Raw genomic sequence first — 20,660 nt, 5'->3', positions numbered from 1 at the left:
GAGGAATCGACGATGTGGGCAATCGCTCGTACGGAGTTGAAAAAAGTGGTTCAAGACAAGGGACTATGGTTTTGGACGTTTATTTTACCTGTGATATTCATTGTTGCCTTTGTAGCGATTTTTTCAGGAGATGAAAATACGAGCTACAAAGAAGTGGTGACCCAAATCATCCCCGGGTACACGATCATGTTTGCTTTTTTCATCATGATTTCCATGGTCATTGCTTTCGTAAAAGATCGTGATAGTGGGATGGTCGCACGAACCGCCAGTACCCCTCTGCCTATCCACCATTATTTCTTTGGCAAGTGGATCCCTTACATGATTATTGTCCTCGTTCAAGTTGCCGTTTTATTCGGATTCGGTGTCGCTGTTTATCAATTACCGCTCGGAGACCCATTCTCCTTGGTCCTCCTATCCCTTGCCCTTGCTTTTATTGCTACAGGATGGGGAATGGCGATGGCTGTGCTTGTCAAAACGGAAAACATGGGCATCGCCTTGACGCAAGTCCTCGCCCTCGGCGGAGCGATGCTTGGCGGACTGTGGATGCCGGTGGAACTGATGCCGGAAATGGTTCAAAACATCAGCAAAGCACTCCCCCAATACTGGGCGCTTCAAGGGTTTAAGGATGTGATTCTCTCCGGGGCAGGCGTAACGGATGTTTGGCTCAATCTCCTTATATTGATGGTAGCCGGAGCGGCCGGCGGTGTGTTGGCACTCGTTTCTTACCCACGCTTTTTAAGGCAATCCAGAAACTAGCTAAAGCTATCCCCTCCCTTTTCATCTCGAGGGGTTTTGGTAATTCTTGAAATGAGGGATTAACTAGGTGAACTGGACTCCGCCTGTGCCTGTCTCCACTTAAACTTCTCTTTAGTACAGGAGGATCATCTGCCTTACTTATATTCCCCCATTACTGCATAAGCCTAAATGTCCTCTTTGGAAATAACTACCCCACCCGGGCTCTTGCTAACAATAAAAATAACCTGTATCTTTTGTAACAGGGGGAAGCCTGGTGAGTGAAAATATTTCAGAAATAGATTATCGGGAGGTCATTGAATACTCTCTCGACCCACTGATCATCCATACAGATTATCGAATCATCTACATTAACAAGGCAGCCGAAGAATTTTTCAGAACGAATAGAAAAGAAGTCATCGGTGCAAGTCCATTGGATATTTTCAAGGAAACGTCCAAGGATGCGATTAAAAAACGAATACAATCTGCATACGGAAAACCGGCTGATGTCATTGAAGAAACGGTATATAGAATGGACGGAACAACCGTTGAAGTTGAATTATACTGTCACCCAATTATGATTGATAATAATAAGGCCATTCAAACCTATGTACGTGACATCACGGACCAAAGAGAAACGGAAAAGAAACAAAAGGAAATGACCAAACAGATCAATGAATTGTCTGCCACCGTTGTTCCTATTTTAAACGAAATAGCCGTTCTTCCCTTAGTGGGTAAGATTGATGAAGAGAAAGCACGATCTCTTTTAGAGATGGTACCAGAGAAGGTGCAGAATCAAAATATAAGTCGTTTAATTATTGATTTTTCAGGTGTATATACCATAGATAATGTGGTAATCGATAATCTCTTTAAAATAAATAACGTTTTATCACTGCTTGGTGTGCGTCCTATCCTTACAGGTTTGAGACCAGAGCTATCGATAGCCGCCACAAACCTGAATACAGATCTATCTTCCATCCCGACATTCGCTACGGTCAAAGATGCCTTATCTTACTTGGGAGTAAAATAAAAAGTTCCATTATCGCCTAAGATATATGGATCGACGTTGGGATAAGTCGAACTAAAATAAGAGCGGCCAGTGAACCTTGTTCACTGGCTGCTCTTTTTGTTTTCATTTTTCTCTATTCACTCTGCCACGTTATATTCAAGATGATTGGTGCTTCCTGTAACGCCACACAACAAACAGGAATATCCCTCTTATACCGAAGTAAAACGGTTCTCTTTCAGTAGTAATACAGAATAAGAATCGGGAGGGGCACACATTTCGCTTTTTTCCATATAAATGAGTGTACCAATTACTACCCTAAGGATTGTGATGATCAATGACAAAATATATGGATTATACATCTCCCTCCGCCCAATTCGCTTTTGACATGAACAAGAGTACGATTGTCAAAAAGAATGACCAGAACTTAATCAATGTGTTAGGTGTCAATCAGTTGAATACATTAGAAAACTCGTCCCTGCTTGATATTCACCTTAGTAAAGGGAATTATGTAGAACCCCATTACCATCAAAATGCATCAGAACTGGTTTATATGATCTCAGGAGCACTGAACGTATCGATGCTGAACCCTTTCACAAAGGAAATATCCAGCTACACCATCACCCCTGGACAAGTCGCTAATGTCCCACACGGATGGTGGCATTATGAAGAAGCCCTGGTGGATGACACCCATTTCCTTGCCATCTTTGATGCACCTACCCCTGAAGTTATTCTAGGATCAGACCTTATAAAACTGACCCCGCCGAAAGTAATGGCAGAAACCTACAGTATGAATGAAAACAAATGGAAAGAAGCCATCCAACCAGTAAAACCGGGTACACTCATCGGACCGGTTAACCATTCATCCCGGCAACATCCATCCCCACCGACCTACTATCCTTACCATGCCTACCATTATCAGCCCTATCCCTATTTTTATTGATTTTCTTCTACTGGTGCCTGATCCCCGCTCTGCTGAAGCATTCATGCAGCGGGGATCAGGCACTTTTTCAGTTTAGTGAATAAAGTCGCAGGGAATATATTTACTTCTAACAGGTTTATAGCTGGCTCAGAAACTACCCGGATAAAAGTCCATACATTAATTTCTCCTTTTTGCTTACTATAAAAGTAATTCATAGACTGAAGGATCACATTAGAAAGTGGGGTATCAAAATGGCTAACATCCTATTAATTTTTCTCTTACAAATCATTTTAGTACCAACCTTATCGCTTCGGATTATTTTTGTTGTTAAGAATATGAGCGTATTTGCTGCTATCTTCGGATTTATAGAAGCATTGATTTATGTATTCGGTTTATCCATCGTCCTGAGTGGGGAGCAAAGTATTCCAGAGATGCTTGTGTATGCCATGGGCTTTGCTGCAGGGATCTTTTTAGGGAATTATATTGAAAATAAACTGGCGATTGGTTATACAACGCTTACAGTGAACTTGATGAATAACAATGCGGAGCTCGTTTCCACACTAAGGAATAATGGATATGGTGTAACTGTATTTGAAGGAATGGGAAGAGACAGTGTCCGTTATCAACTTCAAATATTGACAAAAAGGAACATGGAAGCAAATGTAACGAAAACGATCGAAGAGTATGAACCGAACGCCTTTATCATTTCTTATGAACCACGTAAGTTCAAGGGAGGATACTTATTGAAAGCAATGAAAAAAGTAAAGAAAAGCAAAACATAAATCCAGGACACCTCAACATTTTCCAGCACCATAAACCATTCTGGATATAAAAAAAGCAAATCAATCAGCAGATCAATTTGCTTTGCAAACTTCATGAAATTCTTTACTCCATTTGACTGTTATCTTCGTTCGGAGCTTCATTATAGGGATCTTCGGACTCGCTATTTTTATCATCATGCGTAGGGTGGGCACCATCCTCCTGGCGGGGTAACCCAGCATGTAAGTTTCTATTTTCGTAAGCAAAATTGCTGTAATACTGTTGCCCTTCTTTCCAGGGTGTATCCTTGTTAGAAACAGCTTTTTCCTTCCCTATAGAGTTACCATAAGAACCCTCAGGGAACTCTTCGGATGTCAGGAAATTACGCTGGGTTTCGACATTGGCAAAGTCGGTGTATTTTTGGTTTTTCTTAGACATAATATACCTCCCGTACCCTTTATTTTTTACGGGGGATACAATTTTTATGTATGGACGCCTAATAAAAAATAGAAGCTCATTCAACGAACTTTGTACCCTAGACCGTTCAGTAATCCCGGTCGACTGTGGTCGATATTCTTTTATGAAAAAATGGCATGGAGATACATATCAAGCTTATACGGAGATAAAAAAAGGCTGTCCAGTCCGTTTACCCGATCTGGACAGCCTTTTTGAGTTTTCACCTTATAAAGACTCCTGTTTATCTGGAGCTCTTTTTCAATGAAAGAGGGTTACTTTTTGTTTCTTTGGGATTGTTGATTTTGACGTTTGACCTCTTGAACATCCGTCTCTGATGCAAATTCCGTTCCAAATGGAGCCTGTTGCCCAGCACTGTTTTGGCTTTGCAGGTTTTGTGCACCTTGAGCCATATTTTCTAATTCCTGAGCAGCTTGTGCTTCCATTTGAGCCATATTTTGAGCTTTCTGGCTGCCCTGTTGCTGTTGAAGCTGGGCCGCATTTTGCTGTTCTTGTTGAGCAAGCTTCTTGCTTTCTTGTTGAATTTGGTTAAGTTGCTGGTTCATGTTTTGGTTATTTTTCATGAGAGGTCCCCTCCTGTTTTTTATGGAGCATGTTTAGTCACAGCATCGATGCTCATGACAGTTGTATTGTGTGCGGATGTGATTTTTTATATACCCGTTTAACATCACTCACGATCAGGGAAGATAACAAAATGTAATAGATAAGAAAGGATGAGTTAAAAATGAAAGAACGTGTATACATTAGTCCAGCAAAATATGTACAAGGCAGAGATGCTATCAAAAAAATCGGGCAACATTTAGAAGGTATTGGTGAGACGGCTGTGGTCATTGCAGACGAAACCGTTTGGAAAATTGCAGGTGATGATGTCGTATCTTACCTGGAAGAGAAAAATATCCATACGAAAAACGTTGTATTTAACGGGGAAGCCTCTCCAGCGGAAATGGACCGAATCGCCGATATTGCCAAAGAGGCTCAAGCTTCCATCGTCATTGGTGTCGGTGGAGGAAAAACGCTGGATACTGCAAAAGCGGTTGCTGATGAGGTACAGGGATATACGGTAATCGTTCCCACAACCGCTTCTACAGATGCACCAACGAGCGCACTTTCCGTTGTTTACTCAGATGAGGGTGTATTTGAGTCCTATCGTTTCTACAGCAAGAATCCGGATCTTGTATTATTGGATTCGAAAATCATTGCAGGCGCACCTCCTCGCTTCTTAGCATCTGGTATTGCCGATGCCCTGGCAACCTTCGTAGAGGTTAGAAGTGTTGTGAACAACAGCGGTAATACGATGGCAGGAGGTCAAACGACGCTTGCCGCGCAGGCAATTGCCGAAAAATGTGAAGAAACACTCTTTGATTATGCATTACTCGCTTACCAATCGAACGAACGCCAAGTAGTAACGCCTGCGTTAGAAAATGTGATTGAAGCGAACACCCTACTCAGCGGTCTTGGATTTGAAAGTGGCGGACTGGGTGCTGCCCACGCGATCCATAACGGCTTCACCGCATTAGAAGGGGATATTCATCATCTTACACATGGGGAGAAAGTGGCTTTCGGAACCCTTGTCCAATTGACGATGGAACAACATCCTCAAGATGAAATCGAGCAATATATGGCATTATATTCAAGCCTTGACCTGCCAATCACGTTAGAAGACATCAAACTGAAAGATGCGTCCAGAGAAGATATCCTCAAAGTTGCAGAAGCAGCAACCGCCGAAGGAGAAACGATCCACCAGGCCTTTTCTGTAACTGCTGACGAGGTGGCAGATGCGATCATTGCTACAGATCAATATGCCAAAAGCTTCAAAGGAATGTTGCAGCTAGACGAATCATAAAAAAAGCTGGGGTGCCATACCCCAGCTTTGTATTATCTACCGGTGCCTGACCCCCACTGTATTAAAGCATTAGTGTAGTGGGGGTCAGGCACCTTCTTTTCAGGATCCACTTCCGGCTCATGATAAAAGTGACACCCGCAATGATCGCGGTCAGTAACAGACTGATAAACAGACCTGGATGGGTGCTTTTCCCCAGCACCCCGATTATGGCGGCTAAAATCAGAATCAAACCCACAATGAAAACTATTTCAAATCAGTGCCTGACCCCACTGTATGAAGGCATTAGTGCAGCGGAGATCAGGCAATGTCGAACTTTACTCCTCCGATTTATTTTTCAAAAAGAAATGTTCCCCAATAAAAATGAACACAATAAATAATAGAGATACAGCTACGATCAGCCAATCATTTTTCAATTTCACCCATGTAAAAGCCGTCAATACAATTCCATCTAAACAGAATGCTGTTAATACGATTCCTGGATTGGCATTAACTTTCTTACGAAGATGTTTAAATACTCCCCAATGTACCATCATATCCATGACAAGATACAAGATAGCCCCTACAGAGGCAATCCGGGTTAAATCAAAGACAACCGCCAGAAACATCGCCAACACAATCGTATAAACAAGTGTGTGCTTTTGAATTCTTCCTGGCATGCCAAAATGCTTGTGAGGAATCAACTTCATGTCTGTAAGCATCGCTAACATACGGGAAACAGCAAAAACACTAGCAATAATACCGGAAATGGTTGCAACAATAGCAATAGCAACTGTGAACCATACCCCGTAGTCACCAAAAGCAGGTCTAGCCGCTTCAGCAAGTGAATAGTTTTTTGCCTCAATAATATTACTTAGCGATAAATTACTGGAAACTACCCATGCAACAAGCAAATAAACCACAAGAGTGATCAGTATCGTTATTATGATAGCTCTCCCGACATTTTTCTTAGGTTTAACAATTTCTGAACCACTATTTGTGATGGTTGTAAAACCTTTAAAAGAAAGAATGGTTAAGGCGATTGCAGCAATCATACTTGCCACTGTGGATTCAGGGGTTCCACTTCCTCCTTCTGCTGGAGCAACGGAAAAGCCAACTACCCATAATCCTCCCATAGCAAAAACGACTAACCCGATAATTTTCAAAAGGGATATAACAGAGGTAAAAGTTTGAATAAAGCTATTCCCTGATATATTTACTATAAAAGCAAATAAAAGTAATCCTACACCTAGAACAGGAACAAGAAAGCTGCCTTCATCTACATTGAATATTTGCAAAGTGTAAGTACCAAAAGTACGGGCCACTAAACTCTGGTTGATTACCATAGATACAGCCATCAACATAGCTGCTGAGGCAGTCAATGTTCCTTTTCCATAAGCTTTCACCAGAAACATTCCTATACCACCGGCGGATGGATATTCATTGCTCATTTTAACGTAAGAGTAAGCACTGAAGCCTGTCACTATTCCACCTGCGATGAACATGAGCGGAAACCATGTTCCTGCCAATTCTGCGACCTGTCCAAGTAGAGCGAAGATTCCCGCACTAATCATGACACCTGTACCAAGACCAATCGCCCCAATGAGCGAAAGACTATTTTCCTTATACTCTCCCATAGATTTTCACTCCTTTTATCCAGAAAACTTATCGTTTTATCTAATATTTTGTTCCTATTCCATGCATTTCTCATTTTGGCCGCCAAGTAAACCCCTATTTCATTGATGGATTATAACGGAAACCTTCCGCATGGAGTAGTTCAGAAAAAAAGTGCCTGTTCCACTACATGACTAGAGGAATTCAGGCACCATCAAACAAAAAAACCACGAACAGAATCCGTGGTTTCCTGGAATTTATATTTTCTCAAGACTTTTTCCACTTCCGGCTCATGATAAAAGTGACACCCGCAATGATCGCGGTCAGTAACAGACTGATAAACAGACCTGGACGGATGCTTTCTTCCACCAGTGTCCCACTTATCGCGGCTAAAATCAGGATCAGTCCGACAATGGATACTATTTTAGCAAACATTTTCGTTTCCTTAAGAATCCGAAAAGAAGAAAGAATGATGAACGTCCAGTTATACAAAAGCAGAATCCCTGCAGCCGTTGTAATGTATTCATACGTCTTGTCTGGCAAAAGCAGGGCAGTTATGACAGAGGCCATTAATCCGATCGCTCCAAGACCGAGAGAAGGTAATGGAAGCTCTTTGAAATTTTTAAGTTTCTTCGCAAATATAGAAGGTGCATCGCCATCCTTTGCGATTGTGACGAGCAGGGTCGTAACACCGAACAAAGCTGCAGTCAATGTAGAAAATCCAGCTATGATGATAGCTGCATTGAATACATGTGGGAAGAAGGCAAGTTTATAATCAGCTAAAGCTGTCACAAAAGGACTTTCATTAGGATCGATAGCATCCACCGACACCATCGTCACCGCCAATCCTAATGATAATACGTAAATGACGGTAAGCAGCAGCAACATGATTGTACCTGATTTAGGAGCATCTTCCTTATTTTTGAGCCTGATCGCCATCAGGCCGATGACTTCTATCCCTCCGAACGCATAGAAAGCATAAATGAGGGAAGCCCAAAACCCAGAAAAACCTTCTGGGAAAAGCTCATCCCTGGTATTCGGAAAACCTGTTTTTTGATCTGGCCCTCCTGGTATCCATCCTAGTAGAGCGGCTGCACCTAAAAGGATAAACATAATGATTGCAGCCGTTTTGATTACGGCTAATATATCTTCCACCTTATCAAAACTTTTCGTTCCCATGAGCACGACTAATATGGACAAAATGGCATATCCACCTGCAAAAACCCAGAGCGGGACATTGGGAAACCAAAACTGGGAAAGGATCGACAAAGCAATGAGTTGACTTCCCATGATAAGCGTTGTTGACCACCAATAATTCCAACCACAGCTGAACCGCGCCCAACGCCCGAAGGCTTTTCCTGCATAGTAACAGAACGACCCTTCCTGCGGGTCCTTTGCAGTCATTTTTGCAAGTAAATTAAAAACAGCGTAGGTGCCGATGGCTGCTAAGAGAAAGGAAAACACGATGGAAGGCCCTGTGATTGTGATCCCGATACTGGAACCTAAGAAATACCCGGTTCCTATCGTGCATCCTACACCCACCAGAGATAGTTGCCACCACTTGAGATTCCCTTGCTTTTCGTTCTTAGAACCTTGCCCCCCGGAAGTTGAACAGCTCATAATCATACCCCTTTATATAGACTAGGCCCTGATCCTGCTAATTAGTTGAGAAATGTAGGAAGGGTCCATTTTTGCGTAAATTATATGCTGAATTACTTAACCCTCTTGCCCACCCGCTTGATTCCCCTCCGTTTATCAACTGGTGTTATCTTCTGAAAGCAAAAGCGTTTCTTTGTTGCCTGTAATCACCCATTTATAGGGTGCCCAGAACAATCACGTTTATCGAGGCCAAAAACAGGATGATCCCGATTGTCTTTTTCCATCTATACCTTTGCGCTTTTTATTTCGCCAATAAAATAACGTTCAAGGCACACGATGATCATCCATAAAGGACAAACAAAAAAACGCCTGGATTTTAATTTTCCAAGCGTTTTTCCTATTCCAATCAATTGGCCCCGTAGTAACTAATAACCTCATTTTTTTACAATCGGTATAAGAATATCAAAATGCGGATCATCTGGATCACGGTCCAATGGGTAATACTCATGTTTTATTGGCATATAAGGGTCATAGTAATCTACACCAGGTTCTCTCAACGCCTTGTAGTCACTCTCAAAAAGCCATTGATGTAAATCGGTGTAAGTTTTTTGTATGTCTTTTCCTTTGTGATGCTTCGTCTTCCCATACGTCCATTCAGGAACCCTCACTTCGACCATCCCATCAGGAATTTCCTGTTTCTCACTCACTTCATACACTGCAAAATGAGCGAAGCCATTTTCGACGACATGATAAGATAAACCTAACTGAACATGTGGATTCACCTTATATTCTAATTCACCTGCTCGCTGTTCACTTTGTCGAATGACATTTTTTAAATCTGGCACGATTTCAGAAAATGTCCCCTCCCACTTTAACCCTACTGCCCTGTAGGCTGGTACAGTTACAATTTCATAACTCACTCTATCTCCCCCCTAAAATTCCTTATACGTTTTCTCCATCTATGGATGAAAACCCTTCTTCTCCCCTTCATGAAAATAAAATAAAAGGAGCTGCAGCAACAACTCCTTTTTCACTAATGACTCCCCTGAAAGAATGTATATCCTCCCTCTTACTAATGATTTTCCATCAGCTTGAGGAAAGACAGGGATAACAATATCATGATCAGACACGAAGGAAGAGCTACAATTATAGCAACAGCCTGGAGTGTATTCAGACTGCCGATGAATAATAAAGCCATCGGAGGAAGTGCCAGGGAGAAAGCCCAAAAAAGGCGGTTCCACTTAATCGGATCCCCATCGAGTGATTTTTGAGTGACGGCAGCGATGATATAGGAGGATGTGTCATAGGTAGTTGCAACGAAGATGATCGCCAGAACAGTAAATAAAAGGACCATAAGATTTCCAAGAGGCAGGGTGTGGATGATGGAAATGATCGCGTGATGAGGTTCTCCACGATGAAGGAAAGCTGTAATATCAAGCAGCTGGGATAGCTGGAGATGAAGACCATAGCTGCCGAGGATGAAGAAAAAGAGCCAGCACCCTAAAGGGCCGAAGATAATCGTCCCCAAAATCATTTGTTTAATGGTCCTCCCTTTAGAAACCTTAGCAATGAACAGTCCTACAAACGGGGCGTACACCAACCACCATGCCCAATAAAAAATCGTCCATTTTTCCGGGAATCCTGACCTTCCGATGGGGTCGATCCACGTATTCAGCCTGAAAAAATTATTGGCGATCAACCCGATACTATTAGTCGATATTTCCATAATAAAGACAGTCGGACCGATAATGAAAACAAACAGCAGTAAGAAAAGAACTAAAACGATGTTCACATTGCTTAACACCTTGATTCCTTTTTCTAAACCAGAATAAACACTGATAGCGAAGATAACTGTACATATAAAAAGGATGGTTAAATCTAAAAGAAAACTGCTTGGAATTCCGGTAACCTTGGTTATACCAGCAGACATCATCGGCACACTGATTCCAAGACTTGTCCCAGATGCCCCTAGTAAGCTGATGACAAAAAACAAATCGATGATCTTACCGATCAACCCATCACTGTGGTGTTTCAAAAGAGGACGACAAGCTTCACTGATTTTAAGGATCGGAAGTTGTTTGACATGATAAAGATAAGCGATAGGCAAAGCAGGTAGCCCATACATCGCCCATGCCGTCGGCCCGTGATGAAAAAGCCCGTAAGCCGCGCTCCACTCTACAGCGGCCGGAGTATTAGGAGCAAGGCCTAATGGTGGTGCGTCATAATGGTACCCCCATTCGATCGTACCCCAATACATGATCCCCGAACCGATCCCCGCACAAAAAACCATGGCTACCCAACTGAGATTAGAAAAGGCTGGTCCCTCCTCCGGCCTGCCTAATTTGATTTGTCCATACCTGCTGAACGCCACCCAGATCAAAAACAATAAAGAACACATGCCGATCCATAAAAAGACAATCCCGAATGCTTCGTTGATCTGTGTGCGGATTGATTCAAACATGAGATAAATCTGTTCAGGGAATAAAAAAATCACCAGACATATGCCGAACAATAGTGTAGCCATCGTCAAGAAAAAAGACCAATCAATCCCTGCTTTTTTCAACAGCAAAACCCCTTCACAATCCAATTTACGTTGGAGGAAGTATGTAATCATGGAAAACGTGAATGTCTAGAAACCGTGAAGCCAAGGAAATAAAGAAAACGTTTAACTAGTCTATTTTTTCATGAACTGGCCGGATATCCGCCAAATCCAAGGATATCGCCCACTATCCCAATTATAAAATCAAAAAAAGATCATCTTCACTGCCTGATATCCAAAATAAAAAGCGAAACCGAGCAAGGACACACCCGTGAAAACTGCAATGCCTTTAAGCGTCCGCTCTGTCAAAAAATTACGGAAGCCACTAGAAACACAGGCCATCGTAATATCCCATACCATCACACCGATCAAGATCGCCCCTCCATAAAGAAGTAAATGGGCATTGTCATACTTATGGATCGTGTTGGCTAAAACAGAGCCATAAATTCCAAGCCAGAATAAAATCGATAACGGGTTACTGATGGAAATCAAGAACCCTGTCGAGAAGGTCTTTATTAACGAGTCTTTGCTGCGCTCGTCATTCAATTGCAGCTTTTGGGAGCTTGTAATACTTTCGATCCCTGTGTAAAGAAGAACAAATGCACCGAAGGACCAGAGGAATGTTTTCATGAATGAAGTTTCTAAGAAGTGGACAACCCCGAAAAACACGGCCAAAATAAAGAAGATTTCGGCAACGATCGAACCTAACCCAATCAACCAAGAATGAAAAAAACCATTTTTAATCCCATGATTGATTTGTGCTGCATTGATAGGGCCGAGAGGGGCAGCAAGAGATAGTCCGAGGAAAATGTAACTGAGAAACACACCCAAAGTTCTCACTCCTAGTTATTTGACTTAGCTTGTACTATTTGTATTCTTGTCCATCGTAAGTAGAACAAAGGCTAAATCAATTAACCGGACATGCCCTCGGTTGGAGGAGTAAAAAAGAAAAAACACATTGCTTGTCCAGCAATGTGTCAGGAGTTACGATTGATCGCTTGATTGGTTTCTTCAATCAAGCGGAGCAAATCAGCTGCTCGTTGCATTTCTTTTTCGTTCGCTTGATTATTGAATTGTGGATTCCGCCTTGCCTGGCTCAACATTTCTTCTGCCTGCTTCACATGCTGCTGGGCCTCCGTATATCCTGTACGGTCTTCCTGGGCCCTTTCAACAGCAAGTTTGGCGTTATTCAAACAACCCATGATTCCATCCATACTTTCTGAATTCATCGTCATCATTCCTCCTTTTGTTTCTCTTCTATGTAGAATTGCATTTTTCCCTAGTTTTATACCTCCGTTTTATCGGTACCTGCCCCTTACGCTGCTAAGCTGGTAACGAATTCGGGGTGAGGCACCGATACTGGACGACCTAAGGTTTAAAAATAAGAAGTTAAAGGAACTACCTTTAACATCTTTTTCAAACAACATACGTAGATTAGACACGTATTTTACTTCAGGAGGTAAGCGATGAAATATGCAGGTATAGGTTTAGTGATGCTAGCCGCTATTTGCTGGGGCATCAGTGGAGGAATTGCCGATATTTTAATGAACAAAGGGTGGGATCCTATTGTCATCTCCTTTTATCGAGGGGCCGTTGGATTCCTATGTTTTTTCGTCTGGTTCCTCTTCCGCTTCAGACAAAATTGGGTGACATCTCGCCGCTTATACATTTGGTCCCTGTTAGCTGGGATTGGTGTTGCGGGAAATTTCACTTTTTATTTTATAAGTATCGAAGCTTCAAGCGTTGCTATCGCCGCTACTTTAATGTACACCGCCCCTGTTTTTGTCCTGTTGATCTCCTTTATATTACGGATGGAACGTTCTTCCTGGTTTAAGTGGGGATGCATTGCGGGTGTACTTATGGGGATCGTCCTTCTTACAGGTGCCTATAACACCCAATCGATTTCCGTGAGTTTTCTAGGGGCGGCAGCTGGGCTTGCTTCTGGTCTTGCTTACGCTTTGTTTATATTCGGATTTAAAAACGCTTCTGCTATCGGGAAGCCGCAGACCTCGTTAACGATCGCCTTTTTTTCCTTTTGTCTCCTCCTTTTTCTTTTCACCGACAGTAAGGAAGTAGCGGCTGTTATGACATCCAGCGATTTAGGATGGTTTCTTTTATTAGGCCTTGTCGGTGCCGGGATTTCCTTCATATTGTATTTGATCGGTATTCGATGGACTGCTGCGTCAACTGCTTCGATGGTCGCTATGGTAGAGCCAGTGACGGCTTCATTGTTCGGCGTCCTGCTTCTTGGAGACCATTTGACATTGATTCAACTTCTTGGAATGGCGCTCATCCTGTTGACGATCACCGTGCTTAGTGTGAAGCAATCCGACAATACGGACAGTGCCTGATTCCACTACGGAAAGTGCCTGACCCCCACTCTGCTAAAGTGGTGACAGAGTGGGGGTCAGGCACGTTTTATAAAGCATTTAACAGACTCCCTTCCGACTTTTTTCGACAAAAATTTAAGAAAAGCGTTTTCAAACTTAGGAAGTTGTACTATACTACTTGTATACAAGTATACAGATGATGAACAAACGAGGTGAATAAATGAAGGATTCCAGCGAATTTATGTACCCGCTCCAATGGCTATCCAAAGCTTCTGCAGGAGAACGAGTGGCCAGTGAGCTCCGGATGCGTATTATCTCGGGCGTGATTGAAAGCGGTTCAATCCTATCCGAGAACCACCTGGCTTCTGAATTTTCCGTAAGCCGCTCTCCAGTGCGCGAAGCATTGAAAGTGCTTTCTTCGGAAAACCTCATCCAACTGAAAAGGATGGGAGCCTTAGTACTCGATATCACGGAAAAAGACATACAGGAAATGTATGATGTGCGATTACTTATTGAAAGTTTCGTATTTGAGCGTCTCGTTCATATGGAAACAACGGAACTCGTTAAAGACCTCAGTAAAATTTTTGAGATGATGAAAATAGCGGTCCAATACAAGGATGCTGATGAGGTTGCCAAACAAGACCTGCTTTTTCATGAAACCATTATCCGTTCCATCAGTCATTCTCACATTCAAATGATATGGGACAATTTAAAACCAACACTCGAAAGCCTTGTCCTGCTTTCTATGCGATATAGAGTTGCAGAGATGTATGAAGATTTTGAGAGAATATTAGCCAACCATGAACTATATATCGAGGCCATTGATAAGAAGGACCGGGACCTTATGGTGCAGTCCTTGCACTTGAATTTCGATGATGTCGTTCAAGGCAGAGTCGAAGAACTATGGATGGCCCAGCAAACTTTTACTAAAGGAGTCGAAAGAGAAGATGACTAATTACATGCTCGGTGTCGATATTGGTACCACAAGTACAAAAGCCGTATTGTTTAATGAAAAAGGCGATGTCATCCAAAAGGAAGGCAAGGGCTACCCCCTGCATACACCTGACATTTCCACAGCTGAACAAGATCCGGACGAAATTTTCCAGGCGGTGGTGATCGTGATGACCGCCATTATGAATCAACATAAAGACAAGGATATCTCGTTCGTCTCTTTCAGTAGTGCCATGCACAGCCTGATTGCCGTAGACAAAGACGGCGTGCCTCTGACCCCATGCATCACATGGGCGGATAACAGAAGTGAAGCATGGACACAGAAAATAAAAAATGAGTGGAATGGCCATGAAGTCTACAGACGGACAGGCACTCCTATCCACCCTATGTCCCCTTTGAGTAAAGTGACATGGCTCGTTCAGGAACATCCTGAAATCGATTCCAGAACCAGTAAATATATCGGAATTAAAGAATATATTTTTCATAAGTTTTTCAACGACTATGTCCTTGATCATTCCCTTGCTTCTGCCACTGGAATGATGAACTTGGAAAATTTGGACTGGGATGAAGAAGCTTTGAATATAGCTGGAATTTCCCGGGATAAGTTATCAAGGCTTGTACCGACGACCGAGGCGTTTACTAATTGCGACCATTCTCTGGCCAAAAAGATCGGCCTGAATCCGGAAACTCCATTTATCATCGGGGCGAGCGACGGGGTTTTATCGAACCTCGGTGTAAACGCTATCCGAAATGGGGAAATCGCTGTCACGATCGGGACGAGTGGAGCCATCCGCACGATCATCGATAAACCGCAGACAGATGAAAAAGGAAGAATCTTCTGCTATGCGCTGACAGAAGATCAATGGGTCATCGGCGGTCCTGTCAACAATGGGGGAATGATTCTGCGCTGGATCAAGGACGAATTCGCTGCGGCTGAAATTGAAACAGCGAAGCGTCTGGGCATTGATCCATATGAAGTGCTGACTAAAATAGCCGATGGAGTAAAACCAGGAGCAGAAGGTTTAATTTTCCATCCTTATTTAGCCGGCGAGCGTGCGCCTCTTTGGAATCCAGATGTACGCGGATCCTTCTTCGGACTGACCATGTCCCATAAGAAAGAACACATGATCCGTGCAGCCTTGGAAGGCATCATTTACAACCTGTACACCGTCTTCCTCGCCCTAGTGGAATGTATGGACACACCAGTGACCCGGATTCAAGCGACCGGAGGATTTGCCCGTTCCGATGTATGGCGGCAGATGATGGCCGACATTTTCGAATCAGAGGTTGTCGTGCCGGAAAGCTATGAAAGTTCTTGTCTCGGCGCTTGTATTCTAGGACTCTATGCCACAGGAAAAGTAGAATCGTTCGAAGTGGCTTCCGAAATGATCGGAAGTACCCATCAGCACACTCCGAATGAAGAAGCCGCTGTAGAATACAGACAATTGCTGCCAATCTTCATTGATTTATCCAGAAGGCTGAGCAGTGATTATACGAGAATTGCAGAATACCAGAGAAATTTAATTAACAAGTAACCACAACATGGAGGGATCATCATGCCATTATTAATGGTAGCTATCGGAATTGTCGCCCTGTTGATTTTAATTATGGGGCTTAAGATAAATACATTTGTTTCATTGATTATTGTTTCGTTTGGTGTAGCGATCTTATTGGGGATGCCGCTTGAAGATATTGCCGGAACGATAGAAGAAGGAATCGGCGGTACACTTGGACACCTGGCACTGATCTTCGGTCTTGGAGCCATGCTCGGTAAGCTGATAACAGACGCCGGTGGTGCGCAGCGTATTGCCATGACGTTTGTCAATAAATTTGGTGAGAAAAATATTCAATGGGCTGTTGTTTCCGCATCGTTCGTCATCGGAATCGCCCTGTTCTTTGAAGTAGGACTTGTACTCCTTATTCCAATTGTTTTTGCGATTTCAAGAGAATTGAAAGTTTCCGTCTTATATTTAGGAATTCCAATGGCTGCTGCTTTGTCTGTCACCCACGGGTTCCTGCCCCCACACCCTGGACCTACTGTAATCGCGGGTGAATATGGGGCTGACCTTGGGGAAGTCCTGCTTTACGGAATCATCATCTCCATCCCTATCGTAATTGTAGCGGGACCGATTTTTACAAAAATTGCACAGAAAATAGTGCCGGATTCCTTTACAAAGCAAGGGGATATCACTTCTTTAGGAGAACAGAAGAAGTTTGAACTAGATCAAACACCGAAGTTTGGCATCAGTGTTTTCACCGCCATGCTTCCAGTCATCTTAATTGCTATTTCCACCATCATCACATTGATTCAAGAGATGGCAGGAATAGAAACAAATGCGTTCTTATCTATTGTCAACTTAATCGGAAATGCCTCCACAGCTATGGTCATATCCTTGCTTGTGGCAATGTACACTATGGGAATCGCCCGTAATATCCCTGTGTCATCCGTGATGGAGTCCTGCTCTACTGCCATTGCCCAAATCGGTATGATGCTGTTGATCATCGGTGGTGGCGGTGCGTTTAAACAAGTATTGATCGATGGCGGTGTAGGAGATTATGTCGCTGAACTTTTCGAAGGGTCTACCATGTCCCCGATTTTACTAGCGTGGCTGATCGCAGCCATTCTACGGATTTCTCTCGGGTCAGCAACCGTTGCCGCATTGACGACCGTCGGACTTGTCATCCCTCTATTGGGAGAATCAGACGTCAACTTGGCCCTAATGGTTCTTTCCACAGGTGCAGGAAGCTTGGTCGCTTCCCACGTGAACGACGCCGGATTCTGGATGTTCAAAGAATACTTCGGCCTGACAATGAAAGAAACTTTTGCCACATGGACATTGCTAGAAACGATCATCTCCGTCCTCGGCCTTGCTTTCACATTGTTGCTGAGCATATTTATATAAAACGAATCAGGATATAAATTCAGACTGTCGAGCCCCACTCGGCAGTCTGTTTTTCGTTTGGAATATTTTGGTGTACCAGGTCATACAAATATTGGAAATCCTACCAATAATAAAGCCGCTCATCCTGGAATGATAGCGGCTCATTCTTTATTCATTTGATTGTTTTTCCATTTTGCTTGTGGAAGAGAAGTGATTCTATTACCTTCCTCTACCAAAAACATAAAGAGATAACCTTGAGTTGTTTTCAAAATGGTTCCCACCTATTCGTTGCCCAAGCTACTTCCCATCTTCTGCTATTCTTTTCAGTTCTTTTGCCCGGGAAACGATAAAGTCAGTCATATACTTTTCTAAAAATAATTTATCCGCCAGTATCCCAAGAGGACCATAAGGAGACTTATACTCAAATGTATCTGTCATTATCGTCCCACCTTCCTCCTCTTTGAAGCGATGAGTATGGGTGAAAGAACGAAAAGCTCCTTTTACCATACTGTCTACAAACACAGTAGGCTTTTCCATATGAATTATTTTTGCTGTCAGCCTTTGTCTAATCCCAAAGTGGGTAGCTTCCCAAGTAACAGTATCGCCCTTTTCTAACAATCCTTCCGTAACCCCGCCGACAGCTTTCTCATTTGTTCCAGCAGTGGTTTCCGTATGTATATCTACGTTCCTTGCAAGATCAAAGCATACATCCACAGGTGCATGGATAAATTGCTTATGGTTAATAATAGGCATTTGCTTTCCCCTTTGTAAGAAAGTTGGACTATGTACAGCACACTTCCTATTTATCTATGTGCGTGTCTATTTTCTGAGAGATGAAGAAATTGCGATTATAAATAATACAAAGAAAACCAAACCGACACCAAGCATAATGTTAACCAAGCTCACAAAGTCCCCTCCTTTGTTAATTTTAGTCGGTGCCTGACCCCCACACCGTTACTACTTTAGCAGAGTGGGGGTCAGGCACTTTTTTATATTTTAAAAACCCGGCCGATTCTCATAAGGATGAAGCACCCCGATCAATGACTCCCGATGATCCTTCGCTACACTTTGGATGACACCCTGTGAAATCTCCGTATTCGTTAACTAGCGTGATGTATTTCCTTCTATAACAAACCCCAAATAAATACTTCGATGCTTGCAATTGGGAGGCACCTGGAGAACATCATCTTCAAAATATCTTTTGCTCCCCTTTACCTGATACAACTTCCAACCACTGCTATGTTCTGATACTATTTTAATGATAAATTCCAAGGAAGGAAGCGAGGATACCCAGCTGACTACGATAGAAAACGGACCGTATTTTTCCATAGCCCGAATCAACTGTCTCTCAAGCGAGGAGTGATTTGTATAGTCCTGGGTCAAACTATTTATGAACTCTGGGTTGGCTGCTTCCGCGGCCAAACTTTCGTGTTTTCTTGGCGTTCTTCCGATTACTGATACGATATATCCGTGTTCACTGAACCATAATGAAGCCTCTTTTAACATACCAGTACCACCAATGACTAAAACATGTTCCCTGTTCATACCAATCCCCTCCTTCCATTTAGAATACAATCTCAAACTTGAAAAGTATTCAGAAATAGGGATGAAAACATCTCCAACCTTTGATGTAGTCATTATCCAGTCAACATTTATAAGACATCTTTAGAAATTCAAAAGTACTGCCGTTTGTATCCTGCATGAAAGTCTCCACATCTTCAAAACCAAACTTCCTATAAACCTTTATTGCCCTATCATTAAAAGTGGCTACGGCTAGGGTGATTCTCTTCGGCTTATTATGTAGCTTTCACAAAGTTTATACCTTCTTCTAGAAATTCTAACCCTTTCCCTTTACCTGTAAGATCTGGTCTCATTCCTAAACCAATATCAAACGTTTGATCATCCACTTTGTTAATACTGAAGAAACCTATCAAATCATCATCATTGAAAACAGCATAGGTGGAACTCCCCCGTGCTATCGGATCTAAGAATTCCTTCAAATCCTCTTCATCCGCTTCCATGTCATAAAACGAATAATCATCGTCATAATGCCAATTGAATGCAATGGTTTCAGCCTGCTTTTGCGTCATGACACTAAACTTATAACTCATAATAATCAACTCTTCCATACATTTTTATTACCGCTACCAACAACTATAGATTATTCACAAAATTTCGTAAACGATGAAAGATCTATAAAAAGGGACGACTCTCCATATAGAGTCGTCCCCTGTACTATAAAAACAGTTAAAGATACAAGGAATAAATGAACAAGCTCGTTAACGAAAGACTACGGCATAAATGATAAACGCTACTATCAATAGGAGAAAAAGTATTCCAGTACCCTTCCAGCCTAAACCACCAACTAAATCAGAAAGGTTGTTGCCACCACTACTAGAAGGATTCTTTAATATGAATTACGAAAAGTCCGCTGTGAAGTTTCATTAATAAGCATTTTCCCCCGTTTTTTCGGAAAACCGGCCCTTCATCAACTTCATAAAAAAAGACGACTATTCCCCATTGAACTGTAACCCTAAAAATGGACAGTTTAATAAAAAGTGCTAGGCTGCTAATAGGTGACCTCGGTATTGTACCGGGGTCATTTTTTGTAAGGACCACTGATAACGACCTTGGTTGTAATACTCCATATATTCTTCAATTGCTTGCTTCACTTCAAAAACAGAAGTACACGCTTTAAAGTCGATTCCATCTTTCATGTGCCCAAAGAAGGACTCCATCGGGGCATTATCCCAACAGTTACCGCGACGGGACATCGACTGATTTAAGCCTAGGTCACTTACTTTCTTTTGGAACTCTGGATGGGTATAGTGCACGCCTTGGTCGGAATGGATGAGACAGTCTGGGTGAGGGATAAAGTCCTCACGTTCTATTAACTTATCAAGCGTCGTATACACGATCTCCATCTTCAGGGAGGTGAAAAGGTGATAAGCTAAAATCTCTCGTGTTGCCCCATCTTTAATCACGGATAGATAAGCTTTCTGTCCTTTCGCATAATAAACATAAGTAATATCT

General features: G+C 42.5%; 21 protein-coding genes and 1 pseudogene. 9 read left to right on the top strand and 13 right to left on the bottom strand.

Annotation, left to right across the window (positions count from 1 at the left end; all coding sequences use genetic code 11):
• Positions 1 to 12: 12 nt before the first annotated feature.
• From BMZ58_RS09535 to BMZ58_RS09520, 4 genes are all read left to right on the top strand, one after another.
• Positions 13 to 756, top strand: coding sequence for an ABC transporter permease (locus tag BMZ58_RS09535; RefSeq protein WP_075036332.1), 744 nt, complete (start codon positions 13 to 15; stop codon positions 754 to 756).
• Between the two features lie 253 nt (positions 757 to 1,009).
• Entirely contained in the window at positions 1,010 to 1,762 is a 753-nt protein-coding gene (locus tag BMZ58_RS09530) for a PAS domain S-box protein (protein ID WP_075036331.1), read from the top strand.
• Between the two features lie 313 nt (positions 1,763 to 2,075).
• Positions 2,076 to 2,681 (top strand): cupin domain-containing protein, encoded by a 606-nt coding sequence (locus BMZ58_RS09525; protein WP_075036330.1) that lies wholly within the window; start codon positions 2,076 to 2,078, stop codon positions 2,679 to 2,681.
• Positions 2,682 to 2,911: 230 nt separating this feature from the next.
• Complete coding sequence (locus BMZ58_RS09520) at positions 2,912 to 3,442, top strand: DUF2179 domain-containing protein (protein WP_075036329.1); 531 nt, start codon at positions 2,912 to 2,914, stop codon at positions 3,440 to 3,442.
• 103 nt (positions 3,443 to 3,545) lie between these two features.
• Here the strand turns inward: BMZ58_RS09520 and BMZ58_RS09515 are convergent, their stop codons facing one another.
• Positions 3,546 to 3,857, bottom strand: coding sequence for a hypothetical protein (locus BMZ58_RS09515; protein ID WP_075036328.1), 312 nt, complete (start codon positions 3,855 to 3,857; stop codon positions 3,546 to 3,548).
• A gap of 290 nt (positions 3,858 to 4,147) precedes the next feature.
• Positions 4,148 to 4,456 carry a gamma-type small acid-soluble spore protein gene (locus BMZ58_RS21605; protein WP_279626126.1) on the bottom strand — a complete coding sequence of 103 codons (309 nt, stop codon included), beginning with the start codon at positions 4,454 to 4,456 and terminating at the stop codon, positions 4,148 to 4,150.
• 161 nt (positions 4,457 to 4,617) lie between these two features.
• Here BMZ58_RS21605 and BMZ58_RS09505 point away from each other — a divergent pair, with 161 nt between their 5' ends.
• Positions 4,618 to 5,736 (top strand): glycerol dehydrogenase, encoded by a 1,119-nt coding sequence (locus tag BMZ58_RS09505; protein WP_075036327.1) that lies wholly within the window; start codon positions 4,618 to 4,620, stop codon positions 5,734 to 5,736.
• 314 nt (positions 5,737 to 6,050) lie between these two features.
• On the opposite strand, the gene BMZ58_RS09500 is transcribed toward BMZ58_RS09505, so the two are convergent.
• The 6 genes from BMZ58_RS09500 to BMZ58_RS09475 form a co-directional block, all read right to left on the bottom strand.
• Positions 6,051 to 7,349 (bottom strand): APC family permease, encoded by a 1,299-nt coding sequence (locus BMZ58_RS09500; RefSeq protein ID WP_075036326.1) that lies wholly within the window; start codon positions 7,347 to 7,349, stop codon positions 6,051 to 6,053.
• Positions 7,350 to 7,593: 244 nt separating this feature from the next.
• Positions 7,594 to 8,952, bottom strand: a complete 1,359-nt coding sequence (locus BMZ58_RS09495; protein WP_425268652.1) for an amino acid permease — start codon at positions 8,950 to 8,952, stop codon at positions 7,594 to 7,596.
• A 407-nt stretch (positions 8,953 to 9,359) separates the two neighbouring features.
• Complete coding sequence (locus BMZ58_RS09490; RefSeq protein WP_075036324.1) at positions 9,360 to 9,845, bottom strand: GyrI-like domain-containing protein; 486 nt, start codon at positions 9,843 to 9,845, stop codon at positions 9,360 to 9,362.
• A gap of 152 nt (positions 9,846 to 9,997) precedes the next feature.
• Positions 9,998 to 11,488: a BCCT family transporter gene (locus BMZ58_RS09485; protein WP_075036323.1), complete on the bottom strand. Its 1,491-nt coding sequence runs from the start codon at positions 11,486 to 11,488 to the stop codon at positions 9,998 to 10,000.
• 180 nt (positions 11,489 to 11,668) lie between these two features.
• Entirely contained in the window at positions 11,669 to 12,295 is a 627-nt protein-coding gene (locus tag BMZ58_RS09480) for a LysE family transporter (RefSeq protein ID WP_075036322.1), read from the bottom strand.
• A gap of 146 nt (positions 12,296 to 12,441) precedes the next feature.
• Positions 12,442 to 12,693, bottom strand: a complete 252-nt coding sequence (locus tag BMZ58_RS09475; protein ID WP_075036321.1) for a hypothetical protein — start codon at positions 12,691 to 12,693, stop codon at positions 12,442 to 12,444.
• Positions 12,694 to 12,930: 237 nt separating this feature from the next.
• Here BMZ58_RS09475 and BMZ58_RS09470 point away from each other — a divergent pair, with 237 nt between their 5' ends.
• The 4 genes from BMZ58_RS09470 to BMZ58_RS09455 all read left to right on the top strand — a co-directional run bounded on the left by BMZ58_RS09470 (position 12,931) and on the right by BMZ58_RS09455 (position 17,648).
• Positions 12,931 to 13,815: a DMT family transporter gene (locus tag BMZ58_RS09470; RefSeq protein WP_075036320.1), complete on the top strand. Its 885-nt coding sequence runs from the start codon at positions 12,931 to 12,933 to the stop codon at positions 13,813 to 13,815.
• Positions 13,816 to 14,014: 199 nt separating this feature from the next.
• Positions 14,015 to 14,749, top strand: coding sequence for a GntR family transcriptional regulator (locus tag BMZ58_RS09465; RefSeq protein ID WP_075036319.1), 735 nt, complete (start codon positions 14,015 to 14,017; stop codon positions 14,747 to 14,749).
• Complete coding sequence (gene gntK, locus BMZ58_RS09460; protein WP_075036318.1) at positions 14,742 to 16,280, top strand: gluconokinase; 1,539 nt, start codon at positions 14,742 to 14,744, stop codon at positions 16,278 to 16,280. Before BMZ58_RS09465 ends, gntK begins: the two co-directional genes overlap by 8 nt.
• Positions 16,281 to 16,301: 21 nt before the next feature.
• Positions 16,302 to 17,648: a GntP family permease gene (locus BMZ58_RS09455; RefSeq protein ID WP_075036317.1), complete on the top strand. Its 1,347-nt coding sequence runs from the start codon at positions 16,302 to 16,304 to the stop codon at positions 17,646 to 17,648.
• A 276-nt stretch (positions 17,649 to 17,924) separates the two neighbouring features.
• Here the strand turns inward: BMZ58_RS09455 and BMZ58_RS09450 are convergent, their stop codons facing one another.
• The 5 genes and pseudogenes from BMZ58_RS09450 to BMZ58_RS09435 form a co-directional block, all read right to left on the bottom strand.
• On the bottom strand, positions 17,925 to 18,380 hold the full coding sequence (locus BMZ58_RS09450; RefSeq protein ID WP_075036316.1) for an SRPBCC family protein: 456 nt from the start codon (positions 18,378 to 18,380) through the stop codon (positions 17,925 to 17,927).
• A 351-nt stretch (positions 18,381 to 18,731) separates the two neighbouring features.
• Positions 18,732 to 19,172 (bottom strand): Rossmann-fold NAD(P)-binding domain-containing protein, encoded by a 441-nt coding sequence (locus BMZ58_RS09445; RefSeq protein ID WP_075036315.1) that lies wholly within the window; start codon positions 19,170 to 19,172, stop codon positions 18,732 to 18,734.
• A 100-nt stretch (positions 19,173 to 19,272) separates the two neighbouring features.
• Positions 19,273 to 19,738, bottom strand: a pseudogene (locus BMZ58_RS09440) (GNAT family N-acetyltransferase).
• 168 nt (positions 19,739 to 19,906) lie between these two features.
• Complete coding sequence (locus BMZ58_RS21435) at positions 19,907 to 20,041, bottom strand: DUF6366 family protein (RefSeq protein WP_341864784.1); 135 nt, start codon at positions 20,039 to 20,041, stop codon at positions 19,907 to 19,909.
• Positions 20,042 to 20,188: 147 nt separating this feature from the next.
• A partial coding sequence (locus BMZ58_RS09435; RefSeq protein WP_075036314.1) for an IS3 family transposase occupies positions 20,189 to 20,660 on the bottom strand: 472 nt, incomplete at its 5' end.

Origin of the sequence: Halobacillus dabanensis, assembly GCF_900114165.1 — a bacterium.
Taxonomy (GTDB): domain Bacteria; phylum Bacillota; class Bacilli; order Bacillales; family Halobacillaceae; genus Halobacillus; species Halobacillus dabanensis.
Note: the sequence above shows the minus strand (reverse complement) of the source record. Positions and strands in the feature narration are given on the sequence as shown.

Coding starts and splice junctions, on each gene's coding strand:
- BMZ58_RS09535 (WP_075036332.1), top strand. CDS start 13: ATGTGGGCAATCGCTCGTACGGAGTTGAAAAAAGTGGTTCAAGACAAG.
- BMZ58_RS09525 (WP_075036330.1), top strand. CDS start 2,076: ATGACAAAATATATGGATTATACATCTCCCTCCGCCCAATTCGCTTTT.
- BMZ58_RS09520 (WP_075036329.1), top strand. CDS start 2,912: ATGGCTAACATCCTATTAATTTTTCTCTTACAAATCATTTTAGTACCA.
- BMZ58_RS09515 (WP_075036328.1), bottom strand. CDS start 3,857: ATGTCTAAGAAAAACCAAAAATACACCGACTTTGCCAATGTCGAAACC.
- BMZ58_RS21605 (WP_279626126.1), bottom strand. CDS start 4,456: ATGAAAAATAACCAAAACATGAACCAGCAACTTAACCAAATTCAACAA.
- BMZ58_RS09505 (WP_075036327.1), top strand. CDS start 4,618: ATGAAAGAACGTGTATACATTAGTCCAGCAAAATATGTACAAGGCAGA.
- BMZ58_RS09500 (WP_075036326.1), bottom strand. CDS start 7,349: ATGGGAGAGTATAAGGAAAATAGTCTTTCGCTCATTGGGGCGATTGGT.
- BMZ58_RS09495 (WP_425268652.1), bottom strand. CDS start 8,952: ATGATTATGAGCTGTTCAACTTCCGGGGGGCAAGGTTCTAAGAACGAA.
- BMZ58_RS09475 (WP_075036321.1), bottom strand. CDS start 12,693: ATGAATTCAGAAAGTATGGATGGAATCATGGGTTGTTTGAATAACGCC.
- BMZ58_RS09470 (WP_075036320.1), top strand. CDS start 12,931: ATGAAATATGCAGGTATAGGTTTAGTGATGCTAGCCGCTATTTGCTGG.
- BMZ58_RS09465 (WP_075036319.1), top strand. CDS start 14,015: ATGAAGGATTCCAGCGAATTTATGTACCCGCTCCAATGGCTATCCAAA.
- gntK (WP_075036318.1), top strand. CDS start 14,742: ATGACTAATTACATGCTCGGTGTCGATATTGGTACCACAAGTACAAAA.
- BMZ58_RS09455 (WP_075036317.1), top strand. CDS start 16,302: ATGCCATTATTAATGGTAGCTATCGGAATTGTCGCCCTGTTGATTTTA.
- BMZ58_RS09450 (WP_075036316.1), bottom strand. CDS start 18,380: ATGCCTATTATTAACCATAAGCAATTTATCCATGCACCTGTGGATGTA.
- BMZ58_RS09445 (WP_075036315.1), bottom strand. CDS start 19,172: ATGAACAGGGAACATGTTTTAGTCATTGGTGGTACTGGTATGTTAAAA.